This window comes from Halomonas stenophila (genome assembly GCF_014192275.1).
GTDB lineage: Bacteria > Pseudomonadota > Gammaproteobacteria > Pseudomonadales > Halomonadaceae > Halomonas > Halomonas stenophila.
On the sequence record NZ_JACHXR010000001.1, the window covers coordinates 39,553 to 51,994 of the forward strand.

12 protein-coding genes are annotated in these 12,442 nt (G+C 66.2%); 8 read left to right on the forward strand and 4 right to left on the reverse strand.

Annotated features, from left to right (window positions below; translation table 11 throughout):
* Positions 1 to 173: 173 nt before the first annotated feature.
* Positions 174 to 1,163, reverse strand: coding sequence for a nucleoside hydrolase (locus tag FHR97_RS00185; protein ID WP_183381763.1), 990 nt, complete (start codon positions 1,161 to 1,163; stop codon positions 174 to 176).
* Positions 1,164 to 1,183: 20 nt separating this feature from the next.
* On the reverse strand, positions 1,184 to 2,146 hold the full coding sequence (gene rbsK, locus FHR97_RS00190) for a ribokinase (RefSeq protein ID WP_183381764.1): 963 nt from the start codon (positions 2,144 to 2,146) through the stop codon (positions 1,184 to 1,186).
* Between the two features lie 283 nt (positions 2,147 to 2,429).
* Here rbsK and FHR97_RS00195 point away from each other — a divergent pair, with 283 nt between their 5' ends.
* The 8 genes from FHR97_RS00195 (at position 2,430) to FHR97_RS00230 (ending at position 10,213) form a co-directional block, all read left to right on the forward strand.
* On the forward strand, positions 2,430 to 3,434 hold the full coding sequence (locus FHR97_RS00195; RefSeq protein ID WP_183381765.1) for a LacI family DNA-binding transcriptional regulator: 1,005 nt from the start codon (positions 2,430 to 2,432) through the stop codon (positions 3,432 to 3,434).
* A gap of 190 nt (positions 3,435 to 3,624) precedes the next feature.
* Positions 3,625 to 4,317 carry a CBS domain-containing protein gene (locus tag FHR97_RS00200; RefSeq protein WP_183381766.1) on the forward strand — a complete coding sequence of 231 codons (693 nt, stop codon included), beginning with the start codon at positions 3,625 to 3,627 and terminating at the stop codon, positions 4,315 to 4,317.
* Between the two features lie 316 nt (positions 4,318 to 4,633).
* A complete protein-coding gene (cyoA, locus tag FHR97_RS00205; protein WP_183381767.1) occupies positions 4,634 to 5,614 on the forward strand; it encodes a ubiquinol oxidase subunit II in 981 nt (326 codons plus the stop codon).
* Positions 5,615 to 5,617: 3 nt separating this feature from the next.
* The gene (cyoB, locus tag FHR97_RS00210) at positions 5,618 to 7,636 is read left to right on the forward strand and encodes a cytochrome o ubiquinol oxidase subunit I (RefSeq protein ID WP_183381768.1); all 2,019 of its coding nucleotides are present in this window, start codon (positions 5,618 to 5,620) and stop codon (positions 7,634 to 7,636) included.
* Positions 7,637 to 7,638: 2 nt separating this feature from the next.
* The gene (gene cyoC / locus FHR97_RS00215) at positions 7,639 to 8,262 is read left to right on the forward strand and encodes a cytochrome o ubiquinol oxidase subunit III (RefSeq protein WP_183381769.1); all 624 of its coding nucleotides are present in this window, start codon (positions 7,639 to 7,641) and stop codon (positions 8,260 to 8,262) included.
* A gap of 1 nt (position 8,263) precedes the next feature.
* A complete protein-coding gene (gene cyoD, locus FHR97_RS00220) occupies positions 8,264 to 8,590 on the forward strand; it encodes a cytochrome o ubiquinol oxidase subunit IV (RefSeq protein ID WP_183381770.1) in 327 nt (108 codons plus the stop codon).
* A complete protein-coding gene (cyoE, locus tag FHR97_RS00225) occupies positions 8,548 to 9,495 on the forward strand; it encodes a heme o synthase (protein WP_183381771.1) in 948 nt (315 codons plus the stop codon). The genes cyoD and cyoE overlap by 43 nt, the downstream gene beginning before the upstream one ends.
* 109 nt (positions 9,496 to 9,604) lie before the next feature.
* Positions 9,605 to 10,213 (forward strand): Yip1 family protein, encoded by a 609-nt coding sequence (locus FHR97_RS00230; protein WP_183381772.1) that lies wholly within the window; start codon positions 9,605 to 9,607, stop codon positions 10,211 to 10,213.
* A 78-nt stretch (positions 10,214 to 10,291) separates the two neighbouring features.
* Here the strand turns inward: FHR97_RS00230 and FHR97_RS00235 are convergent, their stop codons facing one another.
* Together FHR97_RS00235 and FHR97_RS00240 are read right to left on the reverse strand one after the other, a co-directional pair.
* The gene (locus FHR97_RS00235) at positions 10,292 to 11,434 is read right to left on the reverse strand and encodes an aminotransferase class V-fold PLP-dependent enzyme (RefSeq protein ID WP_183381773.1); all 1,143 of its coding nucleotides are present in this window, start codon (positions 11,432 to 11,434) and stop codon (positions 10,292 to 10,294) included.
* A gap of 169 nt (positions 11,435 to 11,603) precedes the next feature.
* Positions 11,604 to 12,425 carry an IclR family transcriptional regulator gene (locus FHR97_RS00240; protein ID WP_183381774.1) on the reverse strand — a complete coding sequence of 274 codons (822 nt, stop codon included), beginning with the start codon at positions 12,423 to 12,425 and terminating at the stop codon, positions 11,604 to 11,606.
* Positions 12,426 to 12,442: the final 17 nt, after the last annotated feature.

Sequence of the window (12,442 nt, forward strand, 5' to 3'; positions counted from 1 at the left end):
TCCAGCTAGTGAAGGATCAGCGGTTGATCGTGGGCTGAGAAAGTGGGCCTTTCCTGGCGACAAGCCCCGAGGTATCGGACCATCGCGGGGGCGCTGTGAACCCATCCCTGGCGTAGGCCCCTCGCTTCGACTTGTCCCCGGCGGCCCCGCCACAGAGTGTTTGGCGAAAGCGCTCACCCCCCCTGTGGCTTCTCGGGGGCGATGAAGGTGTCCATGAACAGCGTCATCAGGCGCGGGCCGTCCACGTCCACGCAGACCCGCTGCGACGGGTAGTCGTCCCACGCGGTGGGCGGGTAGTCCCGGTCGTCGGGGCGCTGGATGGTCTGGCCCCTGGCCAGGCCGTCGCGCACCGCCCGGACCGGGCCACGGCGTATCGTGAAGAGGCTCGGGTCGAGCACGTAGGCGGCGGCGCTGGAGTCGTGGACATAGCAGCCGTCGATGGCCTCGCGCTCGGAGTAGAAGTCCACGTAGTGGCGCGAGATTCGCCACATGAAGTCGCCGTCCTCGCCGCCCAGCTCGCGCAGTCGCGCGAAGTCGGCATTGCGCATCAGCACCCGGTGGGTGACGTCCAGGCCGACCACCGTGACCGGCCAGTCGGCGGTGAAGACGAGGTCGGCGGCGTGGGGATCGCCGTGGATATTGGCCTCGGCCACCGGGGTGATGTTGCCGCCCTGGCCATCGACGCCGAAGGCGCCGCCCATCACCACGACCTCCTTGACCAGGCCGGCGATCGCCGGAGCCTCCTTGAGCGCCAGGGCCAGGTTGGTCAGCGGACCGACGGCGATCAGCGTCACCTCGCCGGGGTGGCGGCGCACCGTGTCGATGATCAGTTGGTAGGCGGGGCGCGGGTCCAGTGGAAGGGTCGGTTCGAAGGAGAGGCCGGCGTTGCCCAGGCCGTCGTCGCCGTGGACGAAGGTGGGCGGCGCCGACTTGGGCATCGCCAGGGGCTCCGCCGCCCCCCGGGCGACGGGGACCTCGAGGCCGAAGCGCTCGGCCAGGTAGCGGGCGTTGCGGGTGGTGGTGTCGGTGCGGGCGTTGCCGTGCACCGTGGTGATGCCCTGCAGGTCGAGGCCCGGGTGGCGATGCAGGAACAGCAGCGCCATGGCGTCGTCGATGCCGGGGTCGGTGTCGAAGAGCACCCTGGTGGGGGCGTGGATGGCCATCGTCGTTCTCCTGTGGGAGGTCAGTGGTCGGCGAATTCGTCGCGGCGGGGAATCGACGCCTGAGCGCCGGCGCGGGTCACGGCGAGGGCGGCGGCGGCCTGGCCGTCGCGGATTGCCGTCGCCACGGTCTCGTCGCGCAGCAGCGCCGCGGCGAAGCCGCCGACGAAGGTGTCGCCGGCCGCGGTGGTGTCGACGGCCGCTACCCGTGGGGCGGGATGATGGTGCAGGCCGTCGTCGTCGGCCGCGACCACGCCCTGGGCGCCCAGGGTGACGAGGATCTGGCGGCAGCCCGACTGGCGCAGGCGCTGGATCGCCTGGGCCGCCTCGTCGGGATGGCCGACGGGGTGGCCGGAGAGGACGGCGGCCTCGCTCTCGTTGACCACCAGCCAGTCGACCAGCGCCAGGACGTCCTGCGGCAGCGTCATGGCCGGGGCGGCGTTGAGCAGGGTGGTGCAGCCACGCGCGCGGGCCCGGCCGAGGGCGTAGCGTACGGTCTCCAGGGGCACCTCGAGCTGGCAGACCAGCAACTTGGCTCGACCCAGGAGGGCGTCCCAGCGCCCCACATCCGCCGGGGCCAGCTCGGCATTGCTGCCGGGGATGACCACGATGCGGTTCTGGCTCGCATCGTCGACCTGGATCATGGCCACGCCGGTTTCGGCGGTGGGGCTCACCCTCACGCCCTGGCGCTGGATGCCTTCCTGGTCGAGGCCAGCGAGCAGGGCATGGCCATGGGCGTCGTCGCCGACGCAACCGATCATCGCCGTCGAGGCGCCCAGTCGAGCGAGCGCTACGGCCTGGTTGGCACCCTTGCCGCCGGCAGTCGTGGCCAGGCCATGGCCGGTCAGCGTCTCGCCTGGCTGCGGATGGCGCGGCGTGCGCACCACCAGGTCCATGTTCAGGCTGCCGACGACGACGACCTCGGCAGTCAGGTGGTTGTGGAGGGCTCCGTTGGGAGGTGTCGCGTCCGGGTGACGGGATTCCATGGAGGGATTCCTCTAGGGCATGTGATTGTTTTCTCGCCACACTAGGTTAAGAAAAACGTTTGCGCAATCGTTTTTCTGATACCCTTCAGGATATCAGCCTTTCGTCGAATGAGGTGGAGGGATCGAAGGCGCCAAGGGGTATGGTGTGGGATCGCCCCTCCTGATGAGCGGCGATGTCATTCTCAAATCAATGGGTTATGCTTGTTTTCGGCAGGTGAGGGAGAGGCAAGGCGATGACTGGTACTCAGGGGGCCTGCGAGAAGGCCCGGGACGGGGAAGCCCGATGGTGACGATTACCGATGTGGCCAGGGCGGCGGGGGTGTCCGTCTCGACGGTGTCCCATGTGCTCAACGGCACCCGCTTCGTCAAGGCGGAGACCCGCGAACGGGTCATGTCGGCGATCGAGCGGCTCGATTACACCCCCAGCACCTCGGCGCAGTCGCTGAAGAAGAACGTGACCCATACCATCGGAATGATCGTCACCAGTTCCACCAACCCCTACTTCGCGGAAGTCGTCTCCGGGGTGGAGGCGTCCCTCTATGCGTCGGGCTTCAACCTGATGCTCTGCAACTCGGGGCGTGATATCGACAAGCAGCGCAGCTATATCCGCACCCTCAAGGGCAAGCGCATCGATGGCCTGCTGGTGCTGGAGTCGATGATCTCCGAGGAGTTTCTGGACCTGCTGGCGTCCTGTCCCTTCCCGGTGGTGCTGATGGACAATGAGGCCCCGGCGCTGGCCAGTGTCGTCGATGATTCCGAGCATGGCGGCTACCTGGCGACTGCTCAATTGATCGCTCAGGGGCACCGGGCGATCGGTTGCATCACCGGGCCTGCCGACCACCACCAGTCGCGGCAGCGCTACCGCGGGTTCCAACGCGCCCTCGCGGAGGCCGGGATCGAGCTCAACCCTGACTGGGTGTATGCCGGCAGCATGGAGGCCGATGGCGGAGAGGCGGCCATTCAGGCGCTGTGCCGAGCTCGGCGGCGGCCCACGGCGCTGTTTGCCTTCAATGATCTCTCGGCCCTGGGGGCGATGGGAGAGGCGAGGCGGCAGGGACTGCGCGTCCCCGAGGACCTCTCGATCATCGGTTACGACGACATCGAGATCGCGCGTCTCTTCTCTCCTTCGCTGACGACCGTGCGCCAGCAGGCCGGGGTACTCTGCCGGGAAGCCAGTCGCCTGCTGACGACGGCCATTGCCGACAAGAAGGCGAGCGTCGAGCACCTCGAGGTTGCACCGGAGCTGGTGGTGCGCGATTCCGTGCGGACGCTGTCGGCGAACCGGTAGCCAGCTTCTTCGCCGTCGCCGGGTGCGCGTCCGCCGGCCCCTCATCCCGGGCATGCCGGCGAGCCCGAGGGCCCACAATTCTGTCGCGGGTCAAGGTCCTGACCGGCGAGGCTTGCTATGTTGATAAGAGCACGGCCGGGGACGGCCGCCGCTACCGCCCAACGCCTACCCATGCTCTGGAGGCCTCACCATGCATGCCGCCGACGTCATGACGCCCCATGTGATCACCGTGTCCCCCGACAGTGAAGTCCGCGAGATCGCCAGCCTGCTGCTGGAGCATGGCATCAGTGCCGTCCCGGTGGTCGACAAGGACGACCAGGTGCTCGGCATCGTCAGCGAGGGGGACCTGATTCGCCGCTTCGAGAGCGAGGAAGCGGAAAAGGCCCATGGTTCCTGGTGGCTGCGGCTATTCTCCATGGCGGACAAGGACGCCGAGTATGTGCGCACTCACGGGCGTCTGGCCAGCGAGATCATGACCCCGTCGCCGGTCACCGTGGAGGAAGACGAGCCGCTGCATCGCATCGCGGCGTTGCTGGAGAAGCGCGGCATCAAGCGGGTGCCGGTGGTCCGTGACGGCCGCCTGGTGGGCATCGTCAGCCGTGCCAACCTGCTGCGTGGCTTCTCGGTCGCTTCGCCGGGCGACGCGCCGCTGGCCGATGACCGGGCGATTCGCGAGGCCATCCTCAAGGAAATCGATGCCCATACCGGGGTGATCGTCGATCGCCTCAATATCATCGTCTCCGGCGGCAACGTCCAGCTATGGGGGCTGGTGGAAAGCAAGGAGCAGCGCTGGGCGGTCCAGGTGGCCGCCGAGAACACCCAGGGCGTGAAAGCCGTGGAGAACAACCTGGGCTTCATGCCCAAGGGCATGGGCTCCTTCTAGGCCCGGCGTCATCCGCCCATCGGACCGATCACCACCGCCGCCAGAGGGTGGTGCGACACCCTGCGTCAAATCGTCCCTTCCGTTTCGCCTTCACTGTTTGCACAATTCCGGCCTCGCGGCCACCGTGCGCTCGTGACACCGTTCGACGTGTCCCGATCCTGAGGCCGTGAGTCAGCCCCGGAGTCCTCTCCACGACGGTCGCATGATCCCGGCAGGGTGAGCTCGACCTGCGCCGGAGAGGTCTTGGGCATGCATATAGCTTGCTTAAAATGAATAGGCTATGCGCCTGTCACCAAGCCCCTGACGAGGTCGAAACATGAGTCGAACCCCCTCCCTGCGCAAGCTCGGCGCCCTGCTGCTGGCGGCGCTGCCCTTGCTACTGGCGGGCTGCAGCTCGGCGTTGCTGGATCCCAAGGGACAGATCGGGGAAGAGCAGCGCACCCTGATCCTGACCGCCTTTGGTCTGATGCAGATCGTCGTCGTCCCGGTCATCGTGATGACCCTGCTGTTCGCCTGGCGCTACCGTCGCAGCAACCGTGACGCTACCTACCAGCCCGACTGGGCCCACTCCAACAAGATCGAAGCCGTGGTCTGGCTGATTCCCTGCGTGATCATCGCCTTCCTGGCGCTGCTGACCTGGTACACCTCCCATAGCCTCGACCCGCACAAGCCCATCGCCGCCGACGACGGCCAGGAGCCGATGGAGATCCAGGCGGTCTCGCTGGATTGGAAGTGGCTGTTCATCTACCCGGAGCAGGGCATCGCCACGGTCAACGAGCTGGCCTTCCCCGAGGACACGCCGGTGCGCTTCCGTGTCACCTCAGGCTCGGTGATGAATGCCTTCTTCATCCCCCGCCTGGGCAGCCAGATCTACGCCATGGCCGGCATGGACAACGACGTCCACCTGATCGCCGACGAGCAGGGCATCTATCCGGGCCGTTCCACCAACTACAGCGGTGCCGGTTTCTCGGGAATGACCTTCGACGCCCACGTGGGCTCCGAGGAGGACTTCGACGCCTGGGTCGCCGAGGTGCGTGAGTCGTCCCGGTCGCTGAGCTTCCCCGAGGAGTACTACGCGCTCGCCTCGCCCAGCGAGAACGACGAGATCCAGTACTTCTCCGAGGTATCCCCGGCTCTCTACGAGAGCATCCTCAAGAGCTTTCATGCCGGTGGCGAGCACGCCGAGCACATGGCGGCCTACGCCGACGAGCGCCAGGGCGCCCACGGTCATGGCGGTGGCCACGGCGAACCGGCCGAGTCTCACGGTGCGTCCCCGAGCACGAAGGGAGCGGAGTAAATCATGTTAGGAAAACTCAGTCTCGAGGCGATCCCCACCCACGACCCGATCATCATGACGACCTTTGCGGCCGTCGTGCTGGGTGGGCTCGCGGTGATGGGCGGTGTCACCTACTTCAAGAAGTGGGGCTACCTGTGGCGGGAGTGGATCACCTCCATCGACCACAAGAAGCTCGGCATCATGTACTTCATCGTGGCCCTGGTGATGCTGCTACGCGGCTTCGCCGATGCCATCATGATGCGCAGCCAGCTGGCCATGGCCTCGGCCGGGGCCGAGGGCTTCCTGCCGCCGGAGCACTACGACCAGATCTTCACCGCCCATGGCGTGATCATGATCTTCTTCGTGGCCATGCCCATGGTCATCGGCCTGATGAACCTGGTGGTGCCGCTGCAGATCGGCGCGCGTGATGTGGCCTTCCCCTTCCTCAACAACCTGAGCTTCTGGCTGTTTGCCGCCGGCGTGGTGCTGGTCAACGTCTCGCTGTTCGTGGGCGAGTTCGCCAAGACCGGCTGGCTGGCCTATGCGCCGCTATCGGGACTCGAATACAGTCCCGGGGTCGGGGTCGACTACTGGATATGGGCGTTGCAGATATCGGGGATCGGCACGACCCTGACGGGGATCAACTTCTTCGTCACCATCCTGAAGATGCGCACCAAGGGCATGACGCTGTTCCGCATGCCGATCTTCACCTGGACCTCGCTGTGCGCCAATATCCTGATCATCGCCTCCTTCCCGATTCTGACGGCGACGATCGCCCTGCTGACGCTGGATCGTTACCTGGGGATGCACTTCTTCACGAACGATTTCGGCGGCAACATGATGATGTACGTCAACCTCATCTGGGCCTGGGGCCACCCCGAGGTGTACATCCTGATCCTGCCGGCCTTCGGCGTGTTCTCCGAGGTCATCGCGACCTTCGCCAGGAAGCGCCTGTTCGGCTACAACACCATGGTCTGGGCCACGGTGGCGATCACCTTGCTGTCGTTCATCGTCTGGCTGCACCACTTCTTCACCATGGGGGCGGGCGCCAACGTCAATGCCTTCTTCGGCATCATGACGATGATCATCGCCATCCCCACCGGCGTGAAGATCTTCAACTGGCTGTTCACCATGTACCGCGGCCGGCTGGAATTCACCTCGCCGGTACTGTGGACCCTCGGCTTCATCATCACCTTCACCCTCGGTGGCATGACCGGCGTGATGCTGTCGCTGCCGGCGGCGAACTTCGTGCTGCACAACAGCCTGTTCGTCATCGCCCACTTCCATAACGTCATCATCGGCGGCGTGGTGTTCGGCATGCTGGCGGGCCTGACCTACTGGTTCCCCAAGGCCTTCGGCTTCACCCTGGACGAGAAGTGGGGCAAGCGCTCCTTCTGGTGCTGGATCATCGGCTTCTACGTGGCCTTCATGCCGCTCTACGTGTTGAGCTTCTTCGGTGCCGTGCGCCGCATGCAGTCCTATGCCAACCCCGAGTGGCAGCCGATGATGGTCATCGCCTGGGTGGGGGCCCTGATCATCGCCGCCGGCATCGCCTGCACCGTGATCCAGTTCTACGTCAGCCTGCGCGATCGTAAGCAGAACCAGGACGTCACCGGCGACCCCTGGGATGGCCGCACCCTCGAGTGGTCTACCTCCTCGCCGGCGCCGTTCTACAACTTCGCGCACCTGCCCGAGGTGAAGGGCGTCGATGACTTCTGGACGGTCAAGCAGGCCAACGGCGGCCAGCCGCCGCTGTCCGAGCCGCCCTACCAGGACATCCACATGCCCAAGAACACCTGGGAGGGCCCGGTCATGGCGCTGTTCGCCACCATCGCCGGCTTCGCCCTGGTGTGGCACATCTGGTGGCTGGTCGCCGTGGGCAGCCTCGGGGTCTTTGCGGCCTTCATCGCCCGTGTCTTCAACGAGGACGTCGACTACTACGTGCCGGCGGCAGAAGTAGAACGCATCGAGCGTGAGCACCGTCAGCGCTTGAAGCAGAAGGGCGAGCTCGCGTATTCAACTCGGCTGGGGGTGCAGGCGTAATCATGGCTACCGATACTCTGAGCAACCACGGTCATGCCCACGGGCATGACCACCACGACGATCATCACGACACGGCGGGCACCAAGGTCTTCGGTTTCTGGGTCTACCTGATGAGCGACCTGGTGATCTTCGGATCCCTGTTCGCAACCTACGCCGTGCTCCTGCGGGGCACGGCCGGAGGCCCGACCCCGGGCGAGATCTTCGAGCTGCCGTTCATCCTGGTCGAGACCTTCCTGCTGCTGTTCTCGAGCTTCACCTACGGCATGGCCGTACTGTCCATGAACGCCAACCAGGCGGCCAGGGTCGGCCGCTGGCTGTGGATCACCTTCGCCCTGGGTGCCGCGTTCGTCGGGATGGAGATCTACGAGTTCCAGCACCTGATCCACCTTGGCTTCGGCCCGGATCGCAGCGGCTTCCTGTCGGCCTTCTTCACCCTGGTCGGCACCCATGGCCTGCACGTGACCTTCGGCCTGATCTGGATCCTGGTGATGATCCTCCAGGTCAAGCAGAAGGGCCTGACCGGCGTCACTCGCCCGCGGATCATGTGCCTGAGCCTGTTCTGGCACTTCCTGGACATCGTCTGGATCTGCGTCTTCTCCTTCGTCTACCTGATGGGAGTCCTGTGACATGAGTGCACATACGCACGACGAGCACAGCCACGGCAGCGTCAAGTCCTATGTGATCGGCCTGATCCTGTCCATCGTCCTGACCATCATCCCCTTCGGGGTGGTGATGACCGGGGCCCTCGACACCCTGGCGACGGTGATCACCATCGTGGTGGCGGCCGTGGCCCAGCTGCTGGTGCAGCTGGTGCTGTTCATGCACATGAATACCAAGGCCGATGAAGGCTGGAACTTCATGTCCTTCGTCTTCACCGTGACGATCCTGGTTCTGGTCATCGGAGGTTCCCTATGGATCATGCATCATCTGCATCTGAACATGATGATCGGCTGACTCCGGTGCCGACCCTGCGCCAGGACTATCTCACCCTCACCAAGCCGGGGATCATCGGTGGCAACACCATCTCGGTGCTGGGCGGCTTCTTCCTGGCCGCCCGCGGGGAGGTGGACCCGCTACTGCTGCTGGCGACCCTGGTCGGGCTGGCGCTGGTGATCGCCTCCGGCTGTGCCTTCAACAACGTCATCGACCGGGACATCGACGCCCTGATGACGCGCACGCAGAACCGTCCGCTGGTCCAGGGCCGGCTCACGCCGGCCGCCACGCTGCGCTTCGCGACCCTACTCGGGGTCGCGGGCTTCGCCCTGCTGGCGCTGTTCACCAACGGCCTCACGGTGGGGCTGGCGGCGTTCGGCTTCGCCATCTACGTGGGGGCCTACAGCCTGTGCCTGAAGCGTCGCTCCGCCTACGGCACCCTGGTGGGCAGCCTGTCCGGGGCGGTGCCGCCGGTGGTGGGCTACTGCGCGGTCACCGGGGCGTTCGATACCGGTGCCCTGACGCTGCTGGTGATCTTCTGCCTGTGGCAGATGCCGCACTCCTACGCCATCGCCATCTTCCGGCTGAAGGACTATCGCGCGGCCTCGATCCCGGTGTTGCCGGTGGTCAAGGGCATCCACACGGCCAAGCACTATATCCTCGGCTATATCCTGGCCTTCGTGGCGGCCTCCCTGGCACTGAGCGTGGCGGGCTACGCGGGACCGGGCTACTTCGCCGTGGCCCTGGGCATGGGCGGCTACTGGCTGTACCTGGCCCTGCAGGGCTATCGCGCCGATGACGAGGAACGCTGGGCCCGTCGGGTCTTCGGCTTCTCGATCCTGACCATCACCGCCCTGAGCCTGATGATGTCGCTGGATGCGAGCCTGCCGCCGGCCGCGCCGCTCTGGGCCGCTGCGTTGAACTGAGTGTCCCCGGCGCGCGGCATGCCGTCCCGCCTCCTGCCTATACTGCGTGTGTCACCTGACACAATGGACCGACGGGCCGCTCGGCCCGTCGACGGCAGGAGGTAACGCGATGTTGACACATACCTGGGGACTGCTGGCCCACCCGCAGCGCGAGTGGCGCCAGATCAAGGAGGAGCGCGAGACGCTCACCCACCTCTACGAGCACCATGTGCTGTTGCTGGCGGCCATCCCGGTCATCTGCTCCTATATTGGCACGACCCAGGTGGGGTGGGGGCTGGGGGGCGAGACCACGATACGGCTCGGCTACCTGGATGCCCTGGGCGCCGGGATCGTCTTCTATCTGGTAATCCTCGCGGCGGTCTACGTGGTGGGCAAGGTGATCCGCGCCATGGCCAAGCGCTTCACGACGCCACCGAGACAGAGCCAGTGCATCGTGTTCGCCGGCTATGTGGCCACGCCGATGTTCCTCAGCGGCATCGTGGCGGTCTACCCGCTGGTCTGGCTGTGCCTGCTGGCCGGCATCATCGGGCTCTGCTACACCGCCTACCTGCTGTACCTGGGGATTCCGGCCTTTCTCGGCATCAGTCGCGAGGAGGGCTTCATCGTCTCGAGTACCACGCTCGGCATCGGCGTGCTGGTGCTGGAGGCCCTGCTCGGGTTGACGGTGCTGCTGTGGGGCTACGGGGAGCGGATCCTGCTCTCGTTGCTCGGCGGCTGAGGTCCGAGCCTCCCATCGAACCTCCAGACACACGAAGGGCGGCCAATGGCCGCCCTTCGTCGTGCCGGGGGAGTGGCCTCAGGCTTGCTCGTGGCCGGACTCGACCGCCGTGAGGGCGCGTTCGAGGTGCTCCAGGCTGCGCTCGATGTGGTGCAGCTTGTCGAGGCCGAACAGGCCGATGCGGAAGGTCCGGAAGTCGTCGCCCTCGTCGCACATCAACGGCACGCCGGTGGCCACCTGGACGCCGGCGGCGGCGAACTTGACGGCGATATCGGGATCCTGGGTATAGCAGACCACCACGCCGGGCGCCTCATGGCCCGGGGCGGCGACGCTCCGGTAGCCGTGCTCGGCGAGCAGCTCGCGGACGCGGCGCCCCAGCTCGAGCTGTTCGTCGCGGACCTTGTCGAAGCCGTAGTCCGCCGTCTCGGCCATCACGTCACGCAGCCGGCGCAGGCCGTCGGTGGGCATGGTGGCATGATAGGCATGGCCACCGGCCTCGTAGGTCTCCATGATCGACAGCCACTTGCGCAGGTCGCAGGCGAAGCTCGAGCTCTCGGTCTCGTCGATGATCTCCCGGGCCAGGCGCGAGAGCATCACCATGCCGCAGCAGGGCGAGCCGCTCCAGCCCTTCTGGGGCGCGCTGATCAGCACGTCGACGCCGACGTCCTGCATGTCGACCCAGACGGTGCCCGAGGCGATGCAGTCGAGCACCAGCAGGCCACCCTCGTCGTGGATGGCCTCGGCGATGCGCCGCAGGTAGTCGTCCGGCAGCTGGATGCCGGAGGCGGTCTCGACGTGAGGGGCGAAGACCAGGTCGGGCTTCTGGTCCTGGATCGACTCGATCACCTCCTCGAGGGGGGGCGGCGCGAAGGGCGAGGTGGGGTCGTCGTCATCCAGCCGGCGTGCCTTGCGCACGCCGAGGTCGGACGGGATGTCGCCCTTCTGCAGGATCTGGCTCCAGCGGTAGCTGAACCAGCCGTTGCGGATCACCAGGCAACGCCGGTCGGTGGCGAACTGGCGGGCGACCGCCTCCATGCCGAAGGTGCCGCTGCCCGGCACGATCACCGCGGAATGGGCGCGGTAGACCCGCTTGAGGGTGGCGGAGATGTCGCGCATCACTTCCTGGAAGCTCTTCGACATGTGGTTGAGCGAACGGTCCGTGTAGACCACCGAGTACTCGAGCAGTCCATCGGGGTCGACATCGGCTAACAGTCCGGTCATTGCGGTCTCCCTGTTGTGGTGCGGGCCATCACGTATGGCTCAGAGGATATGCGCAAACTCCCCCTCAGGCCAGGGCGAGCGGCATCGTGCTCACCCTGCGTCATGACCATGACGGGCCAGGGGCCGGGTCGTCCCTCGCCATGGGCTTGGCCCGGCAGGGCGTGATCCCTCAGCGATCCGCCGAGACGAGATCGGCCGCTTCCGGCAGGGCTTCCCGGTTGATGTTGGCGATGGCCTCGGCGGCGCGCTGCAGGGCCGGCAGGCAGGCCATGGCCTTGTCGCGATTCATCCGCATCACCGGGGCCTGGATGGCCAGGCCGGTGTTCGATGGTCCCGCCGGGTTGGGCGCCAGCACGGCGATACACAGCAGTCCGGGCAGGAATTCCTCGTCATCGAAGGCGTATCCCTGGCGACGCACGGTCTCGATCTCGGCCTCCAGGGCCGCCGGGTCGGTGAGGGTGTTGTGGGTGAACGCCGTCAGCGGTATCTGATCCAGCAGCCGCCGGCGCTGGGCAGGGGCCATCTGGGCCAGGAACAGCTTGCCGCTGGCCGAGCAATGCACCGGTACTCGGGAGCCGGGGTGCAGATAGAAGCGCAGGGGAGCCGATGTCTCCACCCGGTCGAGGTACAGCACCTCGCCGCCGGACAGTGCGGTGATGTTGCAGCTCTCGCCGACCTCGTCGACCAGCTGCGTCAGCACGGCATGGCGTGCCCCTTGTATCGTGTCGTTGAGCAGGAGCGACTCGGCCAGCCGGCGCAGGCGGCTGCCCTTGCTGTAGTGCCGGCCATCGGCCTCTCGCTGCAGCATGCCCGAGGACTCCAGCTGCTGGAGCATGCGGTGCAGGGTCGGCTTTGGCAGGCCAGTCTCGTCGACCATGCCCTGCAGCGTGAAGAATTGGTCCTTCCCCGCGATGACCTCCAGCAGGGCCAGCAGGCGCTGTGCCGGCGTATCGCCCTCGAGGCGGCTCATGTCGGTTCGATTGGTGGTCATGATCAGCTCTCCCTTTG